21 protein-coding genes, 3 tRNA genes and 1 pseudogene are annotated in these 24,364 nt (G+C 67.6%); 11 read left to right on the top strand and 14 right to left on the bottom strand.

Annotation, left to right across the window (positions count from 1 at the left end):
* Window positions 1–15 precede the first annotated feature (15 nt).
* On the bottom strand, window positions 16–2,946 hold the full coding sequence (hrpB, locus tag ABWO17_RS04470; protein ID WP_353116379.1) for an ATP-dependent helicase HrpB: 2,931 nt from the start codon (window positions 2,944–2,946) through the stop codon (window positions 16–18).
* Window positions 2,947–3,460: 514 nt separating this feature from the next.
* Here hrpB and ABWO17_RS04465 point away from each other — a divergent pair.
* The 5 genes from ABWO17_RS04465 (at window position 3,461) to ABWO17_RS04445 (ending at window position 7,725) form a co-directional block, all read left to right on the top strand.
* Entirely contained in the window at window positions 3,461–3,727 is a 267-nt protein-coding gene (locus ABWO17_RS04465) for a hypothetical protein (protein ID WP_353116378.1), read from the top strand.
* A gap of 177 nt (window positions 3,728–3,904) precedes the next feature.
* Complete coding sequence (locus ABWO17_RS04460) at window positions 3,905–4,309, top strand: hypothetical protein (protein WP_353116377.1); 405 nt, start codon at window positions 3,905–3,907, stop codon at window positions 4,307–4,309.
* Between the two features lie 346 nt (window positions 4,310–4,655).
* A complete protein-coding gene (purU, locus tag ABWO17_RS04455) occupies window positions 4,656–5,510 on the top strand; it encodes a formyltetrahydrofolate deformylase (protein WP_353116376.1) in 855 nt (284 codons plus the stop codon).
* Between the two features lie 353 nt (window positions 5,511–5,863).
* On the top strand, window positions 5,864–6,847 hold the full coding sequence (glpX, locus tag ABWO17_RS04450; protein WP_353116375.1) for a class II fructose-bisphosphatase: 984 nt from the start codon (window positions 5,864–5,866) through the stop codon (window positions 6,845–6,847).
* Window positions 6,848–7,236: 389 nt separating this feature from the next.
* Entirely contained in the window at window positions 7,237–7,725 is a 489-nt protein-coding gene (locus ABWO17_RS04445) for a hypothetical protein (RefSeq protein ID WP_353116374.1), read from the top strand.
* Between the two features lie 177 nt (window positions 7,726–7,902).
* On the opposite strand, the gene ABWO17_RS04440 is transcribed toward ABWO17_RS04445, so the two are convergent.
* From ABWO17_RS04440 to ABWO17_RS04425, 4 genes are all read right to left on the bottom strand, one after another.
* A complete protein-coding gene (locus ABWO17_RS04440) occupies window positions 7,903–8,250 on the bottom strand; it encodes a cytoplasmic protein (protein ID WP_353116373.1) in 348 nt (115 codons plus the stop codon).
* A gap of 85 nt (window positions 8,251–8,335) precedes the next feature.
* Complete coding sequence (locus tag ABWO17_RS04435; protein ID WP_353116372.1) at window positions 8,336–9,187, bottom strand: 2-oxoacid:ferredoxin oxidoreductase subunit beta; 852 nt, start codon at window positions 9,185–9,187, stop codon at window positions 8,336–8,338.
* A gap of 55 nt (window positions 9,188–9,242) precedes the next feature.
* Window positions 9,243–10,934 (bottom strand): 2-oxoacid:acceptor oxidoreductase subunit alpha, encoded by a 1,692-nt coding sequence (locus ABWO17_RS04430; protein WP_353116371.1) that lies wholly within the window; start codon window positions 10,932–10,934, stop codon window positions 9,243–9,245.
* A gap of 133 nt (window positions 10,935–11,067) precedes the next feature.
* Window positions 11,068–11,580 carry a ferritin gene (locus ABWO17_RS04425; RefSeq protein WP_353116370.1) on the bottom strand — a complete coding sequence of 171 codons (513 nt, stop codon included), beginning with the start codon at window positions 11,578–11,580 and terminating at the stop codon, window positions 11,068–11,070.
* 243 nt (window positions 11,581–11,823) lie between these two features.
* Here ABWO17_RS04425 and ABWO17_RS04420 point away from each other — a divergent pair, with 243 nt between their 5' ends.
* Window positions 11,824–12,042: a dual CXXC motif small (seleno)protein gene (locus ABWO17_RS04420; RefSeq protein ID WP_353116369.1), complete on the top strand. Its 219-nt coding sequence runs from the start codon at window positions 11,824–11,826 to the stop codon at window positions 12,040–12,042.
* Window positions 12,043–12,173: 131 nt separating this feature from the next.
* On the opposite strand, the gene ABWO17_RS04415 is transcribed toward ABWO17_RS04420, so the two are convergent.
* Window positions 12,174–12,857, bottom strand: coding sequence for a phosphoadenosine phosphosulfate reductase family protein (locus ABWO17_RS04415; protein ID WP_353116368.1), 684 nt, complete (start codon window positions 12,855–12,857; stop codon window positions 12,174–12,176).
* Between the two features lie 300 nt (window positions 12,858–13,157).
* Between ABWO17_RS04415 and ABWO17_RS04410 the strand changes: the two genes are divergently transcribed.
* The 5 genes from ABWO17_RS04410 (at window position 13,158) to ABWO17_RS04390 (ending at window position 15,900) form a co-directional block, all read left to right on the top strand.
* A tRNA-Arg gene (locus ABWO17_RS04410) sits at window positions 13,158–13,234 on the top strand.
* A gap of 60 nt (window positions 13,235–13,294) precedes the next feature.
* A tRNA-Arg gene (locus ABWO17_RS04405) sits at window positions 13,295–13,371 on the top strand.
* 80 nt (window positions 13,372–13,451) lie between these two features.
* Window positions 13,452–13,528, top strand: a tRNA-Arg gene (locus tag ABWO17_RS04400).
* Between the two features lie 354 nt (window positions 13,529–13,882).
* Window positions 13,883–14,746: a substrate-binding periplasmic protein gene (locus ABWO17_RS04395; RefSeq protein WP_353116367.1), complete on the top strand. Its 864-nt coding sequence runs from the start codon at window positions 13,883–13,885 to the stop codon at window positions 14,744–14,746.
* Between the two features lie 314 nt (window positions 14,747–15,060).
* On the top strand, window positions 15,061–15,900 hold the full coding sequence (locus tag ABWO17_RS04390) for a substrate-binding periplasmic protein (protein ID WP_353116366.1): 840 nt from the start codon (window positions 15,061–15,063) through the stop codon (window positions 15,898–15,900).
* Window positions 15,901–16,095: 195 nt separating this feature from the next.
* Here the strand turns inward: ABWO17_RS04390 and ABWO17_RS04385 are convergent, their stop codons facing one another.
* The 8 genes and pseudogenes from ABWO17_RS04385 to ABWO17_RS04350 all read right to left on the bottom strand — a co-directional run bounded on the left by ABWO17_RS04385 (window position 16,096) and on the right by ABWO17_RS04350 (window position 24,285).
* Window positions 16,096–16,605 (bottom strand): OmpH family outer membrane protein, encoded by a 510-nt coding sequence (locus ABWO17_RS04385; RefSeq protein WP_353116365.1) that lies wholly within the window; start codon window positions 16,603–16,605, stop codon window positions 16,096–16,098.
* A 361-nt stretch (window positions 16,606–16,966) separates the two neighbouring features.
* Window positions 16,967–18,265, bottom strand: coding sequence for a transglycosylase SLT domain-containing protein (locus ABWO17_RS04380; protein WP_353116364.1), 1,299 nt, complete (start codon window positions 18,263–18,265; stop codon window positions 16,967–16,969).
* A 441-nt stretch (window positions 18,266–18,706) separates the two neighbouring features.
* Window positions 18,707–19,231: a DUF6691 family protein gene (locus ABWO17_RS04375; RefSeq protein WP_353116363.1), complete on the bottom strand. Its 525-nt coding sequence runs from the start codon at window positions 19,229–19,231 to the stop codon at window positions 18,707–18,709.
* Between the two features lie 2 nt (window positions 19,232–19,233).
* Window positions 19,234–19,764, bottom strand: coding sequence for a YeeE/YedE thiosulfate transporter family protein (locus ABWO17_RS04370; protein ID WP_353116362.1), 531 nt, complete (start codon window positions 19,762–19,764; stop codon window positions 19,234–19,236).
* 161 nt (window positions 19,765–19,925) lie between these two features.
* A complete protein-coding gene (gene miaA / locus ABWO17_RS04365) occupies window positions 19,926–20,924 on the bottom strand; it encodes a tRNA (adenosine(37)-N6)-dimethylallyltransferase MiaA (protein WP_353116361.1) in 999 nt (332 codons plus the stop codon).
* Window positions 20,925–21,425: 501 nt separating this feature from the next.
* Window positions 21,426–21,956 (bottom strand): annotated as a pseudogene (gene coaD / locus ABWO17_RS04360) (pantetheine-phosphate adenylyltransferase); the annotation flags it as partial.
* The gene (gene rsmD, locus ABWO17_RS04355) at window positions 21,932–22,504 is read right to left on the bottom strand and encodes a 16S rRNA (guanine(966)-N(2))-methyltransferase RsmD (protein ID WP_353116360.1); all 573 of its coding nucleotides are present in this window, start codon (window positions 22,502–22,504) and stop codon (window positions 21,932–21,934) included. The pseudogene coaD and the gene rsmD, both read right to left, overlap by 25 nt.
* Window positions 22,505–22,674: 170 nt before the next feature.
* Window positions 22,675–24,285, bottom strand: coding sequence for an MBL fold metallo-hydrolase RNA specificity domain-containing protein (locus ABWO17_RS04350; RefSeq protein ID WP_353116359.1), 1,611 nt, complete (start codon window positions 24,283–24,285; stop codon window positions 22,675–22,677).
* Window positions 24,286–24,364 lie beyond the last annotated feature (79 nt).

Raw genomic sequence — 24,364 nt, 5'->3', positions numbered from 1 at the left:
CAACGGCGCCAGCCGTCAGCGGGTGCGTCCCCCGCCCTTGCCGCCGCCAATTCCGCCATCCTTCCCGCTGGTGTTGCCGCCGCCATTTCCCGGCGCTGCGCCCGCCGTGGCTGCCTGCTGCATGCGCCGCGTGGTCAGCCGGGTGGGTGGTGCGGCCAACGGGTCTTCCGGCCAGGGGTGCTTGGGGTAGCGGCCCCGCATCTCCGCCCGCACCGCAGGATACCCCGTGCGCCAGAATCCGGCCAGGTCCCGCGTGACCTGCAATGGTCGCCCGGCGGGCGACAGCAGGTGCACCACCACCGGCACGCGCCCCCCGCCCACGCGGGGCGTTTCCCGCGCGCCGAACATTTCCTGCAACTTCACCGCCAGCACCGGGCCGCCTTCCGCCGCGTAATCCACCAGCACCTGCGAGCCGGACGGCACCTCGATGCGTTCCGGGGCCTCGGCGTCCAGCCGCCGCGTCAGTTCCCACGGCAGCAGGGCCGCCAGCGCGCCCGCAAGGTCGATGCGCGAAAACTGCGTACGCCGGGTAATGCCGGACAGATACGGCGCCAGCCAGTGCTCCAGCCCGGCCAGCAGGGCCCCATCGGACACGTCAGGCCAGATGGACAGGTGCGGACAGATAAGCAGGTCCATACTGGCAGACTCGTTCGGACTGGCAGACTCGCCCGGAAAGGATGGCGCGGGCGGCGCATCATCCGCTGTCCGGCCCGCTGCGCCCGCTCCCAACGTCCGCCCTGGCTCCCCCACTTCCGCTGTCCTGCCCGGTTCGCCCCCCGCTGCACCCGCTTCCAGCCCGCGCAGCAAGGCCACCCGCGCGCGCCATTGCTCCAGTTCCGGCGTCCACGGCAGGCACTGCAGCCCGATGGAACGGATACCCGCCACCACCGCCGCCGTCACCGCCTCCGGGTCCGCCGCGTCGTGCGGGGCGTCGTCCAGCACCAGCGCGCCCAGCCGCCGCTGCCGTCGCGCGGCCACGGCCTCGGCCCGGTCATCCCAGACCACGAAGGCCCCCGCAACGATGGATGCGGCGAACGCCTCCTCGATGTGCTGCCGCGACAGCGGCGCGCATCGCCGGATGCGCCCGCGCGCCGCGTCGCCGTCCATGTCGCCCACGGCCAGAAAGGATTCGCGCGACAGCGGGTCTTCCGGCGGCAGATAGGCCCCGCGCCCGCAGGACAGGCGGAACAGTCCCTGCCCGCGCCCCTCGGCCACCCGGTCCGGATAGGCCAGGGCCAGCACCTCGCCGGTGGCCTCCGGGTCGGGCCGCGCGCCCTGCCGTGCCGCCTTCCCCCGGCTTCCGGCAGCACCAAGGTCCACACCGGCCAGCCGGGCCACCTGGCGGGCAGCCTCGCGCAGACGGGTCAGCATGGGGCCGTTGCCTGCGCCACACCCGTCCCCGGCCAGCAGGGCCACACGCTGCCGCAGGTCCGCCCCGGCATCGCGCAACGGGTCGCGCTCCTCCAGCAGGGCCGCCACGCAGCAGGCCGTGGCGCCAAGCCTCAGTTCCCCGGCCCGCACCACCATGTGCGCCAGACGCGGATGCAACGGCAGCACGGCCACCCGCCTGCCATGCGGTGTGATGCGCCCTGCCGCGTCCAGCGCGCCCAGCAGGGTCAACAACTCGCGCGCCTGGGTCAGGTTGGCCTGCGGCGGCCCATCCAGCCAGCGCAGGGCCGAGGCCTCCGGCACGCCCCACTGGGCCAGTTCCAGCAGCAGCGGGGCAAGGTCGGCATCCAGAATCTCCGGGCGGGCAAAGGGGCGCAGCGTTGCTTCCTCGCCCTCGCGCCACAGCCGCCAGCACACGCCCGGCCCGGTGCGTCCGGCGCGGCCCCGGCGCTGGTCCGCCCCGGCCAGCGACACCCGTTCGGTCACAAGGCGCGACATGCCGGAACGCGGATCAAAGCGCGGCACCCGCGCAAGACCGGCGTCGATGACCACCCGCACGCCGTCGATGGTCAGGCTGGTCTCGGCTATGGCCGTGGCCAGCACCACCTTGCGCGTACCGGACAGCGCGGGGGCTATGGCCGCGTCCTGAAGTTCCGGGGCCAGATCGCCGTACAGGGCATGCACGGCTACCGGGGCGTGCGGCGTGTCTGCCAGCCTCGCCAGCCTTTCCGCCGTACGCCGGATTTCCCCGGCCCCCGGCAGGAACACCAGCAGGCTGCCCGGCTCCTCGTGCAGGGCGCGGCGTACGGCGTCGGCCACCGCGTCCTCCAGCACGCCTGGCGGCGTAGTCTCGTAGGGCAGCCAGTTGCGCGCGGGCGGCAGGTGGCGGGTATCCACCGGAAAGGCGCGCCCCGCGCTTTCAATGACCGGACAACCCTCCAGCAGCGTTGCCACCGGGCCGCAGTCCAGCGTGGCCGACATGACCACCAGCCGCAGGTCCGGCCGCAGCCCTTCCTGACAGTCCAGGCACAGGGCAAGGCCAAGGTCCGCGTGCAGGCTGCGTTCGTGAAATTCGTCAAAGATCACGCACCCCACGTCGGCCAGTTCCGGGTCGGTCTGGAGCATGCGCGTCAGCACGCCTTCGGTTACGACTTCCACCCGAGTGCGCGGCCCGACGCGGGTATCCAGACGCATGCGGTAGCCCACGGTGTCGCCCACCGCCTCGCCCAGGGTGGCGGCCATGCGCCGGGCCGCAGCCCGCGCGGCCAGTCGCCGGGGCTCCAGCAGCACCACCTTGCGCCCTTCCAGCCACGGGGCCGCCAGCAGGGCCAGCGGCACGCGGGTGGTCTTGCCCGCGCCAGGGGGAGCCTGCAACACCGCGCGCGCGCCCTCGGACAGCGCGCGCAGCAGGCGCGGCAGTTCGGCGTCCACCGGAAGGGGGGGCACTGCCGGTGCGCCCGGCAGCACCGTGCCGGTGGCCAGCAGCTGGACGAGCGGGTGGACGAGCGGGTGGACGGCGGGATGTGCCGAAGCGTCGAAAGGAAGAGATGCGGACATGGTTCCGTGGGGTTTCGGGTGACGGAAAGGTGCGACACGCGTGCGGCCATGCGGTGCGCTGGCGCCGTGCGCTGTCAGGCTATGGAAAAGCGCCCGCGATGGCAACGCGCGCGTCCGCATTGCATATCCTGCCAAGCGCCCCACCCCCAGTCAGAGGCATGCGGCGGTTCATTCCGTCCCGCCGCATGCATGGGCACCGCCACGCCGCAAGGGAACAACCGTTCGACCATATACGCATGCGCCACACGCGGCATGCTGCATTCTTTACGGCATGCTCCACAAACACTGTGCAACTTCTTACACATATACCTTGACAATCAAGCAAGATTTTTTAACCGCACAACCGTGCAACGCATGATCATTATCCCGTTCCTGACGATCTTGTTTGCGGATTTTTTTCCGTTTTTCCCTGTACACACCCACAGTGACGAACTGTACGGATATTTTCCGGTTGACTTTTGCAGCCATGAGCGCAGAGAAGGCGCAAACAATCCCTTGCAGGAGGCTGCATACCATGAAGACCCTGACCAAAGCCCTTCTCGCCGCCCTGTGCGTGTCGTTTCTGGCCCTGCCCGCCGTCGGTCAAGCCGCCACGGTGAAGAAGCCGCAGACCATCGAAAACCAGCAGGTGCAGCAAAAGAAAAAAGCCACCAAGAAGGTGGCCGTGAAAAAGAAGAACGCCCAGCAGGCCGCCGCCAAGAAGCAGATCAAGGTCGCCAAGGTGGACAAGACCACCAAGGCCGCAAAGACCACCAAGAACTCGAAGACCCAGAACCAGTAAGGCCGTCCGGGGCCGGGCAGCACGCCCGGCCCCGCCCTTTTTGGCCGATCGCCCGCAGCACCGCCCCTGGCACCCGCGCACGATGGGCGACATGCGCTTGTCCTTTGCCGACAAATGGCGCAGAATATCGCATTCACGTCCACCATCGCTGACCGTAACCGGTCGGGAGGTGCGCCAATGTCCCGCCGCCGCTTCAGTACCCTGAATGAATTCGCGGAATTCCTGAACCGCAAGTGCATGCCCATGCACGAAGCCATCCGCTGCATCGACGACTTCGACGCCCTGCGCGAGGCCGTGGACGCCCTGCGTGCGCGCATGCCCTCCATCGGGTTCTTCTCACCCCGACGCCGGGTGCAGTGCTTCTATGCCGTATGCCGCCAACTGGACGGCTTCATCGAAAAGGGACGTCTGACCATCGACGACGCCCTCATGGCACTGAACATGCTGGGCTTCGAATCCGACAAGTTCCGCAAGGCGGCGCGCATGTTCCGCCGCCGCTGGGCACGCCGCCGCGAAGGCGACCACGCCACCCTGCCCCAGGTCACCCGCTTCTACATGGACGGCATTGGCACCTGCCTGTAGGCCCCCGCCGCGCCGTTTTCCCTCCTGCTTCCGGTCCGCCCCCCAGTCCGCCCCCCAGCCCCCCCCCAGTCCCCCCGGTCCGCCAACGGTTTCGCTGCGCCCGCGCGGCGGAGCGAGTTGCGCCTTTCCGGATGCCGCAACCTCTCGCATGCCACCTGGCGGTCTTCCAGGGCACCGTTCGCCCGCATTCCCCCGCCCGCCCCAACATCCCCGCGCCTAATCCTGTTGAAGCGCACGCGGTTCTGTCGTAAGGCAACCCATCACACCACATGACCAGCCACCGCAGCCGCAGGAGACCAAACCGCATCGCGCCCGCGCACCGGGCCACGTCGCACAAGGACCACGCATGGCCTCTCCGTACATCCTGACCATCTCCTGCCCCGACCGCATCGGCATCGTGGCCACGGTTTCCACCTTTCTCGCCGTGCAGCGCTGCAACATTCTGGACAGCGCCCAGTTCGGCGACCGCGAAAGCAAGCGCTTCTTCCTGCGCATCCATTTCGAAATGCCCGCCGACGGCCCCGGTCGCCCGGAACTGGAACGGCTGTTCGCGGGCGTGGCCGCCACCTTTGACATGGAGTGGCAGCTCTTCGACGCGGGCAGTACCGCGCGTATCTTGGTGCTGGTCTCGCGCTTCGGGCACTGTCTGAACGACATCATGTTCCGCTGCGAGACGGGCGCGCTGAACGCCACCATCCCGGCCATCGTCTCCAACCACCACGATTTCCAGCGCATCGCCGAGATGCACGACATTCCCTTCCACTACCTGCCCATTTCCAAGGAAAACAAGGCAGAGCAGGAAGAACGCATCGCCAAAATCATCGATGAACAATCCATCGATCTCGTGGTGCTGGCCCGGTACATGCAAATCCTTTCGCCGGAATTCTGCGCCCGGTTCAAGGGGCGGGTGATCAACATCCACCACTCCTTCCTGCCCAGCTTCAAGGGGGCCTCGCCCTATCACCAGGCCTTCGCGCGCGGGGTAAAGCTGATCGGCGCCACCGCCCACTATGTCACCGAAAACCTGGACGAAGGCCCGATCATCGAGCAGGAAGTGGCACGGGTGGACCATTCGCACATGCCCGACGACCTGGTGGCCGTGGGCCGTGACGTGGAATGCCTGGCCCTGGCGCGGGCCGTGCGCTTTCACATCGAGCACCGGGTGCTGCTGAATGGCAGCAAGACCGTGGTGTTCCGATAGGCACACCGTCTCCAGGCACCGCCGTTCCCTGCACGCATCGCGCCCGGAAGCCACCGCTTTCCGGGCGCGCTTTCGTTCCGTGGCATCCCCCGCCCGCCCTGCCCGGCCATCTGCGCAGAGGCGTCGGTGCACGCTGTCTCGCAACGGCCCGTGTTTTGTCTTGAAGCCGCAAAGGGCCTGCGCTAGAGTCCCCACCGGACGCACGGCGCGCACTCTTCGTCGCCCTGCCGGGCCGCCCCTCCGACCGCCGGAGGCAGCCCGCGCCCGCGCCCCGCACGGCCCTGTGCCGCGCGGGCTCACGCGGCGCGTCGCGTTTCCGAAGCAAGAAGCACCACCCCACTGGAGGACCGTTGATGGAAGCCCCGCAAAAGAATCTCGCCCTCGATCTCGTGCGCGTCACCGAAGCCGCCGCGCTGGCCTCCGCCCGCTGGCTGGGCAAGGGCAACAACGACGCGGGCGACGGCGCTGCCGTTGACGCCATGCGCCTGTCCTTCAATTCGCTGAACGTGGCCGGTCACGTGATCATCGGCGAAGGCGAGAAGGACCACGCCCCCATGCTGCACAACGGCGAGAAGGTGGGCAGCGGCCGGGGCCCGGCCATCGACGTGGCCGTGGACCCTGTGGAAGGCACCAAGCTGCTGGCCTATGGCCGCCCCAACGCCATTTCCGTGGTGGGCGTGGCCCCCGCGGGCACCATGTACAACCCCGGCCCCAGCTTCTACATGCAGAAGCTGGTGGTGGGCCCTGCCGCGCGTGACGTCATCGACATCGACGCCCCGGTGAAGGAAAATCTTCAGAAGATCGCGAAAGCGCTGGGCAAGGACGTGGACGACCTGGTGGTCTTCGTGCTGGACAAGCCCCGCCACGAAAAGCTCATCCAGCGCATCCGCGAATCGGGTGCACGCATCCAGCTGCACACCGACGGCGACGTGGCCGGTGCGCTGATGGCCGTTGACCCGCGCTCCGAGGTGGACGTGATGATGGGCACCGGCGGCACCCCCGAGGGCGTGCTGGCGGCCTGTGCCATCAAGGGCGTGGGCGGCCAGATGCTGGCCCGCCTGGACCCGCAGTCCTACCCTGAAAAGGAAGCCCTGCACGACGCGGGCCTTGACCTGCGCGAAATCCACACCGTGGATACCCTGGTGCGCAGCGACGAGGTGTTCTTTGCCGCCACGGGCATCTCCGGCGGCACCTTCCTGCGCGGGGTGCAGTACACCGGCGTTGGCGCCATCACCCACTCGGTGGTCATTCGCGGCAAGACCGGCACCATCCGCTACATCGAATCGTACCACAACTGGGACCGTCTGATGAAGATCAGCTCGGTGAAGTACGATTAGCAGCGCTGGTCGGCGCCTGCCGCCCCTTCGGGGCGCACGCTGCCGGATTCATGGAGGTACCGGCCGGTGCGGCAACGCACCGGCCGTTTCGTTCCCGCGCTTGCGGCGTGAACGGACGGATAGCGTACCGGACGGACAGGGCCACGGCCAGGCAGGCTCACCGCATGCCGCGCGGCATGCCACGCGGCAAATCGGGGCCGCCAGCATCCCCCCTTCTTCGCGGGTTCTCACGCCCCTCCCCCCCACGAACTTTCCGGACAGGCTTGCCGTACAGACACACCTGACAGGCTTCCCTTTCGCCGCCCCCGCCTGTAGACAGGCAGGGACATCCGGGGCCTGCCGACACCGCCGCAGGCATCCCCGCCCCCTACCGCAACCAAAGGATTTCCATGTTTACGCCTTCATCCCGCCTTGCCCCGCGCCGCCGCACCTGCGGCCTTGCCGCGTCCCTGGCCTGCCTCTGCCTTGCGCTGCTTCTGCTGGCCGCGCCCGAGGCCCGCGCGGCGGGGTTCTATGACCAGCCCCCCTTCGACAACGCCGAGTTGACCCGCTTCATCGACGACTTTCCCCGCTTCCGCGACTGGGCCAAACGCACGCCCAACCTCGGGGATGCGCCCCACCCCACCGTGGGCGCGGACGGCCAGCCCGGTTTCGAATATTCCGCGCCTGCCGCGACGGAACTCGAACGCATGGGCTGGAAGCCGGAGCGGTTCTTCTGCATCATGGGCCGCTCGGCGGCGGCGCTGGCCGACATAGAGGAGGGCGACGCGCTGGCGGGCGCCAACCGCCCCGCCGACATGCCGCAGGTAACCCCGGCGGAAACCGAACTGGTGCGCCGCCAACTGGCCTCGCTGCTGCGCGCCGTGATGGGTGAATAGCAGAACAACGCTGCCCCCTTGCGCCGCAGGGCCAGACGCCCCGCCCGCTTCCGCACGCCAACGCACCGCGCCCCGCCGGAACATCATCCGGCGGGGCGCATCGCGTGTGCGGCCAGGCTGCCCGGCAAAGAGATCGGGCAGACGCGCGTTCGCAGCACAGTCCGCAGCACAGGCAGGTTACATGGTGATCACCGCGTAGCCCTGTTCGATCCAGTCGCCCATGGCCGGGTGGCCGCTCATGTCGCCAATGAGTTCCAGGCCGGTGGCCTGCACCTCTTCGGTCATGCGCTGGATGGACGCACAGGCCTTGCAGGCCCCTACGAACAGCCCGGCGTCGCGCGCCTTCTCGAACAGCGGACGCATGGTGTGCCCGGTACCCGCCACCACGGGCAGGGCCTTAATGGCCTGCCCTTCCACCACCACGCGCACGTCCCAGCCGCGCGCGTGCATGTCCAGCGCGTTCAGCATCACGTGCACGAAACAGGGCACCTCGCCCTGGATGGCATACAGCACGACCTTGGTCATGGTACCCCTCCCTTGCGTTTCCCGTTGGGCCGGTTGCACGGTGATGCTCGGCCCAACGGGCGAAAAGACAATCTGGAAACAGTTTCTACGTGTAGGACTGCATCAACGCCCGCAACCCGTCCCTGTCCACGGGCTGGCGGCCCAGCGGTCCATTCCGCAGCACCGGCAGGCTGCCATCCAGCGAGGGCCGGTCGTTGCGGTAGATGACCCCGATGGGGATGCGTTCGCCGAATTCCTGCGCCACCTGCATGGCGGCTGCCCAGTCGGTGGGGTCGTAGTCTTCCGGCAGTTCCTGGCAGCGCTGCTTGTACCAGCCGAAGGTGTTGACCTTGTTGAACGACACGCACGGCGAGAACAGGTCCACCAATGCGAAGCCCTTGTGCTGGATGGCCAGCTGGATCATTTTCACCAGATGCGGGGTGTTGCCCGAGAACGAGCGCGCCACGAACGAGCACTTCATGGCCACGGCCACGGCAATGGGGTTGAACGGCGCATTGCGCACCCCGTCGGGCTGGCTCTTGGTGATCTGCCCTTCCGGGGTGGTGGGGCTGGCCTGCCCCTTGGTCAGCCCGTAGATCTGGTTGTCGTGCACCAGCAGGGTCATGTCCACGTTGCGGCGGATGGCTGCCAGAAAGTGGTTGCCGCCCTCGCCGTAGTTGCAGCCATCACCGCTCTGGGCAATGACGGTCAGCTCCGGGTTGCACAGCTTGATGGCCTGCGCCGGGGGCAGGCCGCGCCCGTGCAGCCCGTTGAAGCCGTTAAGGTCGATGTAGTGCGGAGCCTTGGCCGCCTGCCCGATGCCGGAAACGTGCGCCACCCTGTTGGGGGCAAGGTCCAGCCCGGCCAGCGCCTGGCGCACGGCCTTCATCACGTCGTGGTTGCCGCAGCCGGGGCACCACGCGGTCTTCTTGTATTCGCCGTAGACTTCGATATCCATGATCGCTCCTGGAAATTCGGTTGTCCGAGCCACCAGCGGGAAAAGGCCGGGTTGCCTAGCCCAACCGTTCCGCAAGCCAGTTGGGCGTGAATATGCGCCCGTCATAGCGCAGCAGCGTGCGCGACACCTCGAATCCGGTCTCCTGCCGCAGCAGGCGGGCGAACTGCCCCGTGGCGTTGCCTTCCACGCACACCACTTCCTTCGCCGCCTGAAGGGCGGGCAGGAATTGCGCGGGGTCCAGCGGCCAGACCTGGGTAAAGCTCATGACGCCCACGCTGCGGCCCTTGGCGCGCAGCATCTCCGCCGCCTCGGCCACCGGCCCCTCGCTGGAGCCCCAGCAGACCAGCAGCAGGTCGGGCCTGGCATCGCCGGACACGCGCGGGGGAATGCACAGCGCGCGCAGCCCTGCGCCCTTGCGCAGCCGCTTGTCGTTCATGGCGTTGCGCAGGTCCGCATCTTCGGTGATGTTGCCCTGCTCGGTGTGTTCGTGGCAGTCGGCCAGCACCAGGGTTTCGGTAAAGCCGGGCACCTTGCGGGGCGAGACGCCGCTTTCGGTCAGTTCGTAGCGCTTGTAGCGCTTGAACTTCGGACCGCCGCCGGGGCTGAAGTCCGGCTCGGCCACGGGGGGCAGCGCATCCAGGTCGAAGGGAACCACCGCGCGGTACGAGTCGGACAGGTACTGGTCGGTCAGCACGAAGACCGGCGTCTGGAAGCGCTCGGTCAGGTCGAAGGCCGCGTGGGTAAGGTGGAAGCAGTCCTCGATGGTGGCTGGGGCCAGGATGGCGCGGGGGAATTCGCCGTGGCCCGCGTACAGGGCCAGGTTCAGGTCGGCCTGTTCGGTGCGGGTGGGCAGGCCGGTGGCCGGGCCGGGCCGCTGGGCCAGCACGATGACCACCGGGGCCTCCATGACGCCCGCAAGGCTGACGCCCTCCGTCATCAGGGCAAAACCGCCGCCGGAGGTGGGCACCAGCGCCTTGGCGCCCGCATAGGTAGCCCCCAGGGCCATGTTCATGGCGGCAATCTCGTCCTCGGCCTGTTCCACCACCACACCCAGCTTGCGCCCCTTGGTGATGAGTTCCTGCGCCACCGAGGTGGCCGGGGTCATGGGGTAGAACGAGCAGAACTTGACGCCCGCAGCCAGCGCGCCAAGGGCGATGGCCTCGTTGCCGTGCAGCATCATGCGGCCCTTTGGCCCCTTGGGCGCGGGCAGCGCGGCGCAACTGGCGCGGTGGGCTTCCGCCCACTTCCAGGCATCGTCCAGCACCTTCATGTTCTGGCCGACCACCTCGTCGCCCTTCTTGCCGAAGGTTTCGCGCACCAGCCCTTCCATGGTGGGCCTGTCCACGCCCAGCAGCGAACCCAGCACGCCCAACGCGGCCACATTCTCGAAAATGGGACGCGGGGCCACATCCTTGAACGGCACGGGCACGGCCTTTGTCCCTTCGGGGTCCAGCCCGGCGTCCAGGATGACGATGCCGTTGTCCGCCAATTCGTGCTTGTGCAGGCTGACGGTTTCCTGGTTCAGGGCCACCAGCACGTCCATGGCTTCCGCCGGGGCGGCGATGGGCGCGTCGTGCACGCGGATGCTGTAGGTGTTGTGGCCGCCGCGCACGCGGGACATGTAGTCCTGCGACACGACAACCTCATAGCCGCTGCGGATCAGGGCCCTGGTCAGCATCTGGCCGATGGTGACCAGACCCTGCCCGGCCTCGCCGCCGATGACGATGTTTCTGCCTGTGTGGCTCACGCCGCACCTCCTTGCTTGTGTGCCGTATCGCCGCCATGCCGCGTCGTACGCGGTACGCATGCGCGGGCGGGCGCCCGGCCCGGAGACTCCCCAGGAGGATGCCCCGCCGGTTCGCCCGCCCGATATCTTTCGCCTAGGCCGCAGCCGCAGGCATGGTAAACACCCGCGTCGCCAGATCCTTGTCCAGCAGCAGCATGCCCTGGCCTTCGCCGTTGATGAGCCGCAGCTTGTGCAACAGGTCGTTCACGCCGTCCTCTTCCTCCACCTGTTCGGTGACGAACCATTGCAGGAAGATGTTGGTGGCGTGGTCGCGCTCTTCGATGGCCACGTTGACCAGGTCGTTGATGCGCGCGGTGACGTGGCGTTCGTGCTCCAGGGTCTTCTGGAAGGCGTCCAGCACGCCGTCCCACGACGAGGGCGGCGCGTCGATGGGTTGCAGGATCACCCTGCCGCCGCGTTCGTTGATGAAGTCGTAGAACTTCATGGCGTGGAACAGTTCTTCCTGCGCCTGCACCCGCATCCAGTTGGCGAAGCCGGAAAGCCCCATGTCCGCGAAGTAGGCGGACATGGAGAGGTACAGGTAGCTGGAGTACATTTCCCATTTGACCTGATCGTTCAGGGCCTGGTTCATACGTTCGGAAAGCATCGTGGTCTCCTTGAGTGCGGAATTCGCCGGGTGCCGGGCCGTGGGCACCGGTTCACGCAATAACCGGCAGTATTTACCATAGTACACGAAGGGCGGGTTTGCGCAAGGGGAAGGGGGCGTAAAGGGATTGCCGGTACGGGCGCTATGGGGTATGCCCCGCCTGCGCAGCCAACGCACGGGACAGCCCGCCGCCCTTCATCGGTTCAACGGGCACCACGCCTGGCCGCGCCGCAAGGAGACCGCATGTACAGCACCAACTACGGATTCGGGCAGGCCCGGGCCGCCCAGACCACCATTCCCTGCCGCACCTGCGGCACCGCGCTGCGCGTGGAGCGCACCTGTCACGAGGTGTTCCTGCGCTGCACCACCTGCCATTCCACCCACGACGTGGGCGAATACGTGGCCCAGATGGACGAGGCCCTGGAATCGTTCATGGAAAACGTATACTGCGACCGCACGTAGCCGCTTGCAGCCACCCGGCGTGACGGGCACGCGAAAAGGGGACGGAAGTCACGAGGCTTCCGTCCCCTTTCGCATGCGCGGGGGGGGCATGATGTCAGGCCCTCAGGCTAACCCCTGCCGGGCTGAAACCTTCAGAAATAGCCCAGGGCGTGCAGCGAGGCCAGCATGGCCTCCTTGTCGGCGGCGCGCCCGGCACGCTCGCCCCCCGTGCCCTGCGTGCCTTCCGGCGGCAGGGTGCACGGCATGCAGCCCAGCGAACGGTAGCCCCGGTCGTACAGTTCGCAGTGGGGCAGGCCAAGCTGCATGGTGGCGGCCCACACATCCATCTCGCTGAAGTCCAGCACCGGGTGCACGCGCAGATGGGGCGGCTCCGTCACCGGTTCCCGCACGGACCGCGCGGCCCTGTCGGGATGTTCGTCGCGGCGGATGCCGGTAAGCAGCACCGCCACGTCCAGCGCACGCACTGCGCGCTGCAACGGCGCCACCTTCAGGTCGCGGCAGCAGGTGGCCCGGTCCACCGCCACGGGATAGCCGGGGGCCACGTCCGGACGGGCGATGTGCAGGGTAACGCCCCACTCCACAGCCAGCCTGTCGCGAAAGGCTAACACTTCAGGAAACTTGCAGCCCGTGTCAAGATTCAGGCACAGCGGGCGCGCCTCGGGCGTTGCATCGCGCAGCACGCCGCGCCACAGGGCCAGCGCCAGGGTGGAATCCTTGCCGCCGGTCCAGGCCACGGCCACGCGGCCCGGCCCGTGCAGGGTCAGCACCTCGCGCAGCAGTTGGCGCGCATCGTCGATCTTGGCATCAAGGCTCATGGGTCCTCCAACCGAAAAACCGGAGAGGCCGGTCTATCCCTTTCACCGGGGCGGGGCAACCGCCTGGAGCCGCCCACCATGGGCAGGAGGGTGAGGGGACGCGCGGGAGTATCGGATCGCGTCGGGACGATCGCCCCGTGGCCATTGAACTGCGCGCCATCCTCCACGCCCCGCCACCATGCATCCCGCATCCGGCGCGGGCTGGCGGGCATCGTGCCGCCGCGTGCAAAACAGTGTGCACGGCAAGCACGAAATCGCTTGACGATCCGGCCCCATCGGGCATATATGCCTTCTCTCGCTGCGCCGGTAGCTCAGTTGGATAGAGCAACAGGCTACGAACCTGTAGGTCGGGAGTTCGAATCTCTCCCGGCGCACCAGTTGAAAATGCGGACCTCGCGGGCGTCACGCCAGCATGTTCGCAAGTGTTCCGGAGACACGCGCCAGTAGCCCAGCTGGATAGAGCAACAGGCTACGAACCTGTAGGTCGGAGGTTCGAATCCTTCCTGGCGCACCACTCCTGCATGCACCGGAACCATGCACCACGGCAGCCGCTTCCGTGGCGGGACGCAAGCCCCGCGAAACAGCGCACCTTGTGCGCCAGTAGCCCAGCTGGATAGAGCAACAGGCTACGAACCTGTAGGTCGGAGGTTCGAATCCTTCCTGGCGCACCATGCACGCAAGCCCCCGGAGCATCGCTCCGGGGGCTTTTGCATTGCCGGCAGGCCCGGCCTTGACTGGACGGAACAGACCGGGCGAAAATGTTCGCGCACGCCCCTGGGGGCCCAGCGCAATGGCAAGGAATCTGGCTGGCTGCCTGGCTGCCAAAGGGGATGGAAGAAATGCCGGTTCTCTCTGGCGCCCCCCTTCACGCAAGGCTGTCGCCGCAATTTCCTTGTCGCTTGACCGCCCTCCCCCTGCCGCCTATCATCAATGATTACGGACATGCGGTGATCCTGCGGCACGTCTCCATCCGGACCTGCCGCGTCTCCCGACACACAGCCGCGTGCCACACCCGAAAGGCAGCCATGCACGCCAGCCGTTCCCACCCTGGCCTTCCGACGGCCACCGGTCTTGCCCTCGCGGGCATGCTCTGGTGCCTGTTGGCCCTGCCCGGCCCCGTGCTGGCGGATGAGGGCGACACCGGGCAAACCAACAATCCCGCCCCGCGCGAGTTGGCCATCCTCGCCTTCCATCGCCCGCCCTACTACACCTTCGAGCAGGGCGTGGCCGGGGGCTTTCTCATCGATGCCGTGCGGGGCGTGCTGGACGCCGCGCACATTCCCTACCACGTCACGGAAATGCCGCCCAAGCGCATCGTGGCGCTGTTCCAACAGGACTCCACGGTCCATGCCTGCTCGCCCGGCTGGTACCGCACCCGCGAACGCGAACAGTTCGCGCGGTTCAGCGCCCCCATCTACCGCAACCAGCCCCCGGTGGCGGTGCTGCGGGCCGATGTGGCGCTCCGGACGGATGGAGGCAGGGGGCTGACCGGGCTGTTGGCCACCGGGCTGCGCATGGTGCTGCGCGACGGCTTTTCGTACGGCCCGGCCCTGGACGAGGCGCTGGCCCGGTCCCGCGCGCCGGTCTACCGCAGCACGGCGGACAACGCCGCCCTGCTGGAAATGCTGGCCTCCGCCCGTTACGACATGACCCTGATGGAACAGGAAGAGGCCACCGAACTGCTGCGCCGGTCACCCCGGTTGCTCCAGGCGTTGCAACTGGTGCCCCTGACCGGGCAGGACGCGCTGCCGGGTCAGCCCCAGACCCGCCACCTGATGTGCGGGGGCGGCGTGGACGAGGCCACCATGCGGCGCATCGACGAAGCCATCGCCACCGTGCTGGGCGACATGCCGGGTGACACGCCGGAACCAGCCCCCGCCACGCCCTGATCCACGCACCTGATGCATGCGCCTGGCCCGATCATACGGGTCCGATCATCCAGGGCCGATCATACGGGGCCGATCATCCTGGGCCGATCATACGGGCCCGTGCCTGCCGGTTTCCGGTGCATCCCCACGCCGTGCCCCTGTGGGGCTCCCCGCGTTCCCGAACGCCCCGTGCACCGCCTGGCACCCACGCGCACCCGCCCTTCCCCCCGGCAATGCCGCCCGGCATGCACCGTGCGTAATAATCATTCAGCCTCGACCACGGTCGCGGCACCCTGTATCCAAGCCCCACTCCCCAACCACAGCCGGAGGTTGCCATGCCCCCGCACTGCGCCCGGCCCCTCTGCGTCAGTCCCTGCCCGCGCCCACTGGTCATCCTGCTGCTTGTGCTGGCCGCCTGTGCCACGCTGGCGTGCACGGGGCATGCCGCCCCCTCCGCCCCGCCCCCGCGCGAAATCACCGTCTATGTCTACCACCGTCCGCCGTTCTTCACGACAACCCCCGAAGGACAAGGCGGGCCGTTGGTGGAGATGACCCTGCTCGCGCTGGAGCGCGCGGGCCTGAAGCCCCGGCTGGTCACCAGTTCCTTCACCGAAATCCTCACCATCTTCCGCGCAGGTGCGCCCTTTGCCTGCGCCCCCGGCGTCTACCGCACGCCGGAGCGGGATGCCTTCGCCCGCTTCATCGGCCCCCTGTATGTTCCGCTGCCGCCAGCCATCGTCGTGCGCCGCGCCGATGCGGGCCTGGCCGCCTCTGCCCGGTCACTCGATTCGCTGCTGGCCGGGGGGCTGCGCGTGGTGCTGGGAGACGGCTACTGGTACGGCGACTGGCTGGCGCGGGCGCTGGAGCGTACCGGCTCCTCGCCCACCCGCACCCGAGACGAAAATGCGCTGATGCTGCGCTCCATAGCGGGCGGCACGTACGACATCACCTTCATGAGCCATGAAGAGGCGGCCCACCTGCTGCGCACCCACCCGGACCTTGGCACGGCCCTGACCCTGCGCCCGGTGCCGGGCAATCCCAAGGGAGAATCGCGCTACCTGATGCTGGCCGGAGGGGTGGACACCGCCACCGCCGAGCGCATCGAGTCCGCCCTGCGCGACCTGGCCGAAACGCCGCGCTACCGTGAACTGGTGCAGGCGCTGCGCCACGAATGACGAGGCACGCGACGGCCCCACCACCACCGTCACACCGCAACACCGCAACTCCCCCATCTTTCCCGGGTGGGCGCCACTGCTGCCGCCACGCGCCGGACGCAAAAAAGGGCGCCCCGGCCTGCCGGGGCGCCCCTGTCATTGGCTTGTGTTCGTCATATGCGGGCATGGCGGGCGCAGGCCCTTTGCCCGCAAGCGCTACTGCTTGGGGGCTTCCGCCGGCTTGGCCGGGGCTTCCGCCTCAAGAGCCTTGAAGGTGATGTTCATCTTGTTCAGTTCGGCCACGATGTTGCCGGTAACGTCGGCGCTGGGGCCTGCGGAGAGCACGTTGTCGTTGCCCACGATGACGTCGAGGCCGTTCTTTTCGCGGTAGGAATCCAGCACCTTCTGCAGGTTCTCGTTCAGGACGGAGATGACCTGCTGCTGTTCGGCGCCCATGCGCTTCTGGTAGTCGGCAAAGGCTTCCTGGAACTTGCGCTTGTTGTCGTCGCTCTGGTCCTTTTGCAGTGATTCCTGCATCTGGTTGAGCTGGTTCTGCATTTCTTCGTGCAGCGTTTCAAGGTGCTTCACCCCGGCCTTGCCCGCCTCGCTTTCCTGGTAGACGCGGGCGGTGTTCACCACGGCGATGCCGCCGGACTTGGGCTGGTTGCACCCGGCAAGCGCCACCATGGCGGCAAGGGCCAGCAGTACGAGGGCATATCTTTTCATGAACGACTCCTGTGTTCGGAACGGTTGGCCCCGCGCGGGGGCGACCACGGACTGGAATGCCGTGCCCGCTGGGCATGGCGGTGCGCCGGACGGCGCGACCATCCCCCCTTACGCCCTTTCGGTTCGCAACACAACGCTGCGAGACGGGTCCGGATCATGCCGCGACAGGAATGGGGAGACGGGAAATTTCGACACGAAATGAAGACGATGGCGCAACCGGCAACGACTGGCGAAGGCAACATGAGACGGCAAGGCGGCGGCAGCATCGGGCGCCAGCATGGGGGACCACACGGGCTGGCAGAGGGCAGCCAGGGCGGACGGGCGCACGCCGCACCATACAGCCTGCCGGACCATGTGCGATCTAGCGGACGGCCGAAAAGTTCTCCAGCGAGGCAAGCACCTTGTCCACGTACTTGCGCGATTCGTCGGCGGGCATGTGGCGCACCAGCTTGTCGTACACCTGCTGGGTGGTCATGGCGTTGATCAGGGCCACGGCCTTGTCCCTGTCGGCGTCGAACACGCGCAGCAGGGCGTTGGGGCCGCCGTTGTAGGCGGCAATGACGCACAGCTCGCGGGTGGCCGGATTTGCGATGTCGAAAAAGTGCCGGTTGGACAACAGGTGCAGGTATACCGTGCCGTAGCGGATGTTGGTGCCGGGGTCGAACAGGGCGTCGCGCGGCGGCTGGCCGGGCGTGCCGTGCAGGTAGGCGTGCACTTCGCCCCCGGCGGTTTCCGGCACGATCTGCATCAGCCCCAGGGCCTGCGCCGGGCTGACCGCCTTGGGATTGAAGCCGCTTTCGGCATGCATGATGGCCAGCACCAGGCGGGGGGAAAGGTTGTAGCGCCGGGCGTAGCGGTCCACCATGTCGCGGTACTGGCGGGCACGCAGCAGCATCTGCTCGGGCGTGGTTGCCGCCAGCACCTCGCGCGTGGCACCGCCGTACACCGGTCGCCGCACCCCCGCCACGGTCGAACGGCGGGTGGCGGCGCACTCCCTGGCCAGCAGGCGCACCGTCTCGCCGCGCGTCCAGCGCAACGGGCGCCCGGCCTGATCCAGGGCCTCGCCGTAGAAGACGGGTTCGGCCACCACGGTGGGCTCACCCGCGCGACCGCCGTCGATGCGCAAGGGGTCGAGCCCCAGCAGGATCATGGGCGAGGCGTCTGCCATGGCATCCACGGGACGGTGACCATCCACGGTGGACACGGACACGCCGCCCCCGGCAAAGCTGACCGAGGGCACGGCATGGGAGGGGGAGAATTCTTCCGCCGTGCCGACCAAGGGACCGGACACACCGGGTGCACCGGGCACGCCAGGCAGGCCACCACCCGCAAGCGAGGCGGCCACCGCCGCATGCACCGAGGCAGGCAGGACCACCGACATGTCGGCAGGCGCAACGCCGGAGGCTACGGCAAACGCCCCGTCATCGGCCACGGCAAACGTATCGTCGGCGCGGTTCACGGCGGCACGCATGCGCCATTGCTCGCCCTCCGCCACCGGGCGTTCGACGGCCGGTTTCGCGCGCAATACCCTGTCACTCAGCGGAGCACGCACGAACGGGCTGCCCGCGTCGGGCACGAACCCGGCCACAAGGCCGAGCACACCCACCGCCAGTGCAGCTGCGGCCACCAGGCCGCCGAATGCCGTGCGTTTGCGCTTCACCCACCATCCTCCGTTGCCAATGACGTCCGATCCGCACGCCGCATGCGCGCCCGCATCCGTGCCCGTGTTCGCACCGGACGCCCCGCGTTCCAAATTCCGTGGCTGGACCATACCCCGGCAAAAAGCAAATTCCGCGCCAAGGGCAATGCATTTCGCGCCAGTCCGGCACGGCAGCCCCCGCCGACATGCCGACGACGCGCCCAAAATGGTCCGTACCGCGCGCCGCAGTCGGAAATCCGACACCGCGTTGTACCCCAGCATAGGGGGTGACGGGCTGGCGGGCAAGCCCCGCGACCAGTTTTAACGGTAATCCGCATGACTGCGGGCATGGGGTACCCCGACCACAGGGGGCAGATATGGTGGGCCTGCCCAGGCCATCAACGCCGTTGGGCCGCCGCCCCCAGAACGGGAGCGGCGGCCCAACGTTTTTACCATCCGGAATTACAGCCCCTTGCGCTCGAACCACCGGAACAGCAGCAACGCGCCCGCCACCAGCGGCACGATGAGCACCCAATGGCTCACCCCCAGCAACTGCGGCAGGGTGACCTTGCCGTAATTGCCCCAGGTCAACACGGTGGCCTTCATGGTCGGGTAGGCTTCCGCATACAGGGCCGCGCCGCACAGGCTGCCCAGAATGCCCCACAGGGCATCCCAGCGGCCTTCGCCCAGCGCGCCCAGCGAGGTGCCGGGGCAGTAGCCCAGCAGCCCCCAGCCAAGGCCGAAGGCCAACCCGCCGAAGATATTCCCCCCCAGCACCAGCGGCTTCACCGACAGCTTCGCCAGTTCCAGGTCCACCAGCAGATACACACCCACCATGCCCACAACCACGGTGGAAAGCATGAACTTGACGATGGTCATGTCGCGCAGGCGCAGCGCGCCCAGTTGCTTGTCGTAGCGCAGCACTTCGGAGCGTTGCAGGAAAATGCCGAACAGAATGCCCGTGACGAGTCCGTAGGTAAGGTCCATGGCTACCTCCCCCGGTACAGGATGTACGCCGTCACCAGCCCGCCCGCGAAGAAGCAGGCCAGCGCCACGAACCCGCTGGCCGCAAGCTGCAACGACCCGCTCAGGCCGTGCCCGCTGGGGCAGCCGTCTGCCAGACGCGCGCCGAACATGGCCAGCACGCCGCCGCAAAAGGCCGCCACGCCGCGCCGCAACCGCGACGGGCCGAACCGTTCCGCCCAGCCCGGCGGCACCGCCTGCCAGCGGAAGGTGCCAGAGGCCAGCGACGCCAGCAGGGCGCCCACGAACACACCGGCCACGAACATCCACTGCCAGTCCACCTTGGGCGCTTCCTTGACGAAGTAGTCCAGCGCGGCCACGTGTTCCGGCGAAAATACCCGCTCAACGAAGCCCACCGAGCGGACAAAGGTGGTGGACGCGCCAAAGTACTTGCCCGTCACCCACACCGACGCCACCACCAGAAGACCGCTCAGCGCGCCGCCCACATAGGGGCTCCACGGCCTGCGGCCCGAATTCACCGTATCCAGTGCGTTCATGAACGCCTCCCTGAAGGTTTGGCGCATGCTACACCACGGGTGAGTATGTGACAACTGACGCGGCTGGTTTTTTGGAAACGCCGCGCCTGCGGCGGGCAGGCCAGCGCGGCACGCGAAGGCAAGGGGAAGGGGATGCGGCCGGGAAGCCGGCGGCGCGTGCCCTACTCCGCGGCCTCGCCGCGCAGGAAGGCGGCGACCAGCGTGGTCATGGCGTCAAGGTCGTCGGGCCGGATCCAGTGGATGCGCTTGTCGGCACGAAACCACGTCAGCTGCCGCTTGGCGTAGGCGCGGGTATTGCGCAGCCACAACAGCCGGGCCTCGGCCCAGGGCAGTTCGCCCGCAAGATGGCGGTACAGTTCGGCGCAGCCGATGCCCGACCAGCCCGGCGCGGCGGGGTCGTCGCACACGGCGCGGGCCGCGCGGGCCTCGTCCAGCGCGCCCGCTGCCAGCATCAGGTCGATGCGGTGGTCCAGCCGGGGCGTCAGTTCGTCGAGGCTCATGTCCATGCCGATGCGCAGCGCCGCGTAGCGCGGCGGCGGCACGGGCCGGGCATGCCACCACGACAGGGTGCGCCCGGTGCCCTCGTGCACCTCCAGCGCGCGCACGGTGCGCTGCCTGTCGTTGGGGTGGATGCGCGCTGCGCAGTCCGGGTCGATGGCCGCCAACCGGGCGTGCAGCGCGGGGGCGCCCAGCGCGTCGCATTCGCGCTCCAGCCGCGCGCCGATGGCCGGGTCCACGCGGGGGATGTCGGCAATGCCGTCCAGCAGGGTCTTCAGGTACAGGCCGGTGCCGCCCACCAGCAGGGGCAGCAGCCCGCCGTGGCCCGACTTGCCTCGGCGCAGTTCGTCCCGACAAAGTTCCTCTATGGCCGCCGTGGCCCTGTCGGTCCACACGCCCGCGCTGATCTTTTCCGTGCTGGGCAGAAAGCCGTACAGCAGGTGCGGACACACCGCGCGCTCCTCTGGCGAGGGCTGCGCGGTGATGACGGGAAAGTCGCGGTAGACCTGCCGCGAATCGGCATTGACCACCCCGGCCCCGAACGTGCGGGCCAGGTGCAGCGCCGCCGCCGTCTTGCCCGCCCCCGTGGGGCCGACCAGACAGACCACGCGGATGGGGGCGGCACTGGTCAATGAATTTGCAAGATTACCGGAGAGGGACATCACAATGCCGCCCCCCGTTTTATAAGCAAACGAGGATTTTTGTTCGCTGGCAAGGAAAACAAGGCTGCCATGAGGGAGTGCCTCAACTGTTGGACGAGTCTGCGAGTCCTACAGGTTAGGACCGCAACGCGTACTCTTATCGTATTCGACCGACATGGCAGCCGAAGTTTGACCGCTCTGCGCTCGATGTCCGTAGGGCTCGCAGGCTCGCCCAACGGCCACGCTACGCGCCCTTCGGGTCGGTCGCCAGCGGACAAAAGGACCGTTTGCTTGAACACGTTAAAACGTGGGTGCCATGGGCGGCGTCCCCCCGCCATAGCCCTCGTCGTCGGGGCCAAGGCCGCCGTTGCGCAGCGCGTCGTCGCCTTCGGCGCACAGGCCCGCGCCCATGCCGCGCGGCAGAAAGCCCCCGTTGCCGAGGCCCGCGCCAAAGGCCGACCCGGCGGAGCCGCCCCCGGCCTGGCCCCCCGGCCCGCCCGGCCCGCCCGTTCCCCCCAGGCCGAGGTCGATGTCGTCGCCCAGCGGGTAGGGATAGCCGTACTTCTCGCGCAGCTTGCGGTAGATGTTTTCCGGCACCAGCCCCTTGATGTCGCCGCCCAGGCTGGCCGCCGCCTTGATGATGGTGGAGCTGATGTACAGCCACTGGTAGTCCGTCATCAGGAACACGGTCTGGATGTGCCGCTTGAGCTTGCGGTTCATCAGGGCCAGCTGGAATTCGTACTCGAAGTCGGACACCGCGCGCAGCCCGCGCAGGATAATGTTGGCCCCGCGCCGCTCCACGTAGTCCACCAGCAGGCCGGTGAACGGCTCGACGGTAATGGAGGGATGCCCGGCAAACACTTCCTCCGCCATGCGCACCCGCTCGTCCAGAGAGAACAGCGGCGTTTTCGGCGTGTCGGCGGCCACGGCCACCACCACGTTGTCGAAAATCTGGCAGCCCCGGCGGATGAGGCTGACGTGCCCGTTGGTCAGCGGATCGAAGGTGCCGGGGTAGATGGCAAGGCGCCCTACCCGTTCTCGCGCGTGGTCCATAGCACGATCCTTGTCTGTCCGTAGGTCCTGTCCACGATGGGTTCCAGCGCCGCGTTTTCCTGTTCCGGGTCCAGCGGCAGGCGCGCCTCTACCTCTACGGCCACGATGCCGCCATCGGCCAGCCAGCCGTTGCGTACCGCGTTGCGCAGCGTGGGCGACAGCTGGCCCGCACCGTAGGGCGGGTCTATGAACACCACGTCGAAAGTGGTGCGCGCCCGGCGCGCCAGCAGCTTGTTGCAGTCTTCCTGCAACACCTGCCAACGTTGCTGGGCGATGCCCAGCGTCTGGGCGTTCTTGCGGATGAGCTCCGCCGCCTTGGGGGCCGTTTCGACAAACCACGCTTCCGCCGCGCCACGGCTCAGCGCCTCGAAGGCCAGGCTGCCGCTGCCCGCGAACAGGTCCAGCACGCGCAGGCCGGGCCAGACCACCCCGCGCGATTCCAGCATGGAAAAGAGCGCTTCACGCACCCTGCTCATGGCGGGCCGGTAGCCCGGCCCTTCGGCCGTCTTCAGCACGCGGCCGCCGTATTCACCTGCGATGATGCGCATATCTCTCCTGAAACATTGTAAACTTAGGCTGAGGTGCTGTTTCAAAATTAGGATTTTTGCCCGTTGGCAAGGAAAACGAGCCTGCCATGAGAGAGCATACTCTTATCGTATTCGACCGAAATGGCAGGCGAAGTTTGACGATGCCAACGGGCAAAAAGACAATTTTGAATCTACACCTGCGACAACAGGCTCAATATTTCCTTGTTCAGATCGGCCACCCGGTCGCGTATGTCCACCTGTTCCACCCATGGGCGCGTTTCCACCCCGGCCAGGCGCTGGCGCAGCATGGCCACCTTGGCCTCGGTGTCGCCCAGCAGAAATTCCCAGTCCACGCGCGGGTGGGCGCGGCTTTCGTCGGGCGCGGTCAGCATGGTGCGGCCCGGCTTCAGCGTTACCTCTTCCATGTAGGTGGGAATGTGCACGGTAAGACCGTAGCGTTCGTGCAGCTTTTCCGAAAGGGTGGTCTGGGCCTTTTCTTCGCCGTGCACCAGAAACACTTCCATGTCCTTGTGCTGGAAGGCCCCCACCCAGTCGAGCAGGTGGCTTTGCCCGGCATGGGCCGAAAAGCCGCCAATGGTGAACACCTTGGCATTCACTGCCACGTCTTCGTTGAACAGGCGGATGGTCTGGGCGCCGTCCACGATCTTGCGGCCCGGCGTGCCCACGCCCTGATACCCCACGAACACGATGGACGCCCCCTGCCGCCACAGGTTGTGGCGCAGATGATGCTTGATGCGGCCCGCGTTGCACATGCCGCTGGCGGAAATGATCACCGCCGAACCCTTCATGCCGTTGAGCGCCTGCGATTCCTGACTGCTCAGGGTGTAGCGCAGGTTGGGCAGGGACAGCGGGTCATCGCCGCGCGCGTATGCGGCCTTCAGGTCGTCATCATAGAAACGCGGGTGCTTGCGAAAGATTTCCGTGGCGCGGATGGCCAACGGGCTGTCGATGTACACCGGCATGTCGGCGGGCAGTTTGCCGTCCTTCCACAGCATGTGCAGGGTGTACAGCACTTGCTGGGTGCGTTCCACCGCAAAGGCGGGAATGATCACCTTTTCGCCGTGGGCGTGGCTGTAGGCGATGGCTTCCGCCAGTTCGGCGCGGCTGTTCTCGGAATCCTTGTGGTCTCGGTCGCCGTAGGTGGATTCCATGAACAGGTAGTCGGGCCGGGCGGGATGGTCGGGGTCGTTGACGATGAGCTGGTTGGGCCGCCCGAGGTCGCCGGAAAACACCAGCCGCGTGGGGGTGCCGTTTTCCGTCACCTCTATTTCAAGGAACGCGGAGCCCAGGATGTGCCCGGCGTCCTTGTAGGTAACGCGAATGCCCGGCGCGGGTTCGAACGGGGCGTTGTATTCCACGGGGCGCAGCCTGCGCACGGCGCTCTGGGCGTCGGCCATGGTGTACAGGGGTTCCACCGGCTTGCGCTTGCCGAAGCGGCTTTGCTTGCGGGTTTCCCACTCTGCTTCCATTTCCTGGATGTGCGCGGAATCCTGCAACATGATGTCCATCAGGTCGCGCGTGGGCGGGGTGCAATAGATGTTGCCCTTGAACCCTTCGCGCGTCATGCGCGGCAGAAGGCCGGTGTGGTCGATGTGGGCGTGGGTGACGAGAAAGAAGGCGATGTCGCCGGGGCGGTAAATGTCTGTATTGACGTTGCGCTTTTCGATTTCGGAATTGCCCTGATGCATGCCGCAATCGACGGCGAAGCGGGTGCCGTTGGCTTCCAGCATGTAGCACGAGCCGGTGACGGTCTGCGCGGCTCCCAGAAACTGTATGTTCATGCCGTTCCTCTGGTTCCGGTGAGTGGTGAAGGGCGCGAATGGCGTACGATGCGGTGGTGCCGGAAGCGCCGGAGACGCC

The sequence above is a fragment of the Nitratidesulfovibrio sp. genome (assembly GCF_040373385.1).
In the GTDB taxonomy this organism is placed as follows: Bacteria; Desulfobacterota; Desulfovibrionia; order Desulfovibrionales; family Desulfovibrionaceae; genus Cupidesulfovibrio.
The sequence above is the reverse complement of the archived record's forward strand: the minus strand, read 5'-3'. Positions and strand labels throughout refer to the sequence as shown.

Bases quoted from the DNA above. Each gene is read 5' to 3' on its own strand.
- rsmD (WP_353116360.1), bottom strand. From the start codon at position 22,504: ATGCGCATCATCGCAGGTGAATACGGCGGCCGCGTGCTGAAGACGGCC.
- glpX (WP_353116375.1), top strand. From the start codon at position 5,864: ATGGAAGCCCCGCAAAAGAATCTCGCCCTCGATCTCGTGCGCGTCACC.
- ABWO17_RS04460 (WP_353116377.1), top strand. From the start codon at position 3,905: ATGTCCCGCCGCCGCTTCAGTACCCTGAATGAATTCGCGGAATTCCTG.
- purU (WP_353116376.1), top strand. From the start codon at position 4,656: ATGGCCTCTCCGTACATCCTGACCATCTCCTGCCCCGACCGCATCGGC.
- ABWO17_RS04385 (WP_353116365.1), bottom strand. From the start codon at position 16,605: ATGAAAAGATATGCCCTCGTACTGCTGGCCCTTGCCGCCATGGTGGCG.
- ABWO17_RS04425 (WP_353116370.1), bottom strand. From the start codon at position 11,580: ATGCTTTCCGAACGTATGAACCAGGCCCTGAACGATCAGGTCAAATGG.
- ABWO17_RS04440 (WP_353116373.1), bottom strand. From the start codon at position 8,250: ATGACCAAGGTCGTGCTGTATGCCATCCAGGGCGAGGTGCCCTGTTTC.
- ABWO17_RS04435 (WP_353116372.1), bottom strand. From the start codon at position 9,187: ATGGATATCGAAGTCTACGGCGAATACAAGAAGACCGCGTGGTGCCCC.
- ABWO17_RS04370 (WP_353116362.1), bottom strand. From the start codon at position 19,764: ATGAACGCACTGGATACGGTGAATTCGGGCCGCAGGCCGTGGAGCCCC.
- ABWO17_RS04420 (WP_353116369.1), top strand. From the start codon at position 11,824: ATGTACAGCACCAACTACGGATTCGGGCAGGCCCGGGCCGCCCAGACC.
- ABWO17_RS04375 (WP_353116363.1), bottom strand. From the start codon at position 19,231: ATGGACCTTACCTACGGACTCGTCACGGGCATTCTGTTCGGCATTTTC.
- hrpB (WP_353116379.1), bottom strand. From the start codon at position 2,946: ATGTCCGCATCTCTTCCTTTCGACGCTTCGGCACATCCCGCCGTCCAC.
- ABWO17_RS04415 (WP_353116368.1), bottom strand. From the start codon at position 12,857: ATGAGCCTTGATGCCAAGATCGACGATGCGCGCCAACTGCTGCGCGAG.
- miaA (WP_353116361.1), bottom strand. From the start codon at position 20,924: ATGTCCCTCTCCGGTAATCTTGCAAATTCATTGACCAGTGCCGCCCCC.
- ABWO17_RS04445 (WP_353116374.1), top strand. From the start codon at position 7,237: ATGTTTACGCCTTCATCCCGCCTTGCCCCGCGCCGCCGCACCTGCGGC.
- ABWO17_RS04390 (WP_353116366.1), top strand. From the start codon at position 15,061: ATGCCCCCGCACTGCGCCCGGCCCCTCTGCGTCAGTCCCTGCCCGCGC.
- ABWO17_RS04350 (WP_353116359.1), bottom strand. From the start codon at position 24,285: ATGAACATACAGTTTCTGGGAGCCGCGCAGACCGTCACCGGCTCGTGC.
- ABWO17_RS04465 (WP_353116378.1), top strand. From the start codon at position 3,461: ATGAAGACCCTGACCAAAGCCCTTCTCGCCGCCCTGTGCGTGTCGTTT.
- ABWO17_RS04395 (WP_353116367.1), top strand. From the start codon at position 13,883: ATGCACGCCAGCCGTTCCCACCCTGGCCTTCCGACGGCCACCGGTCTT.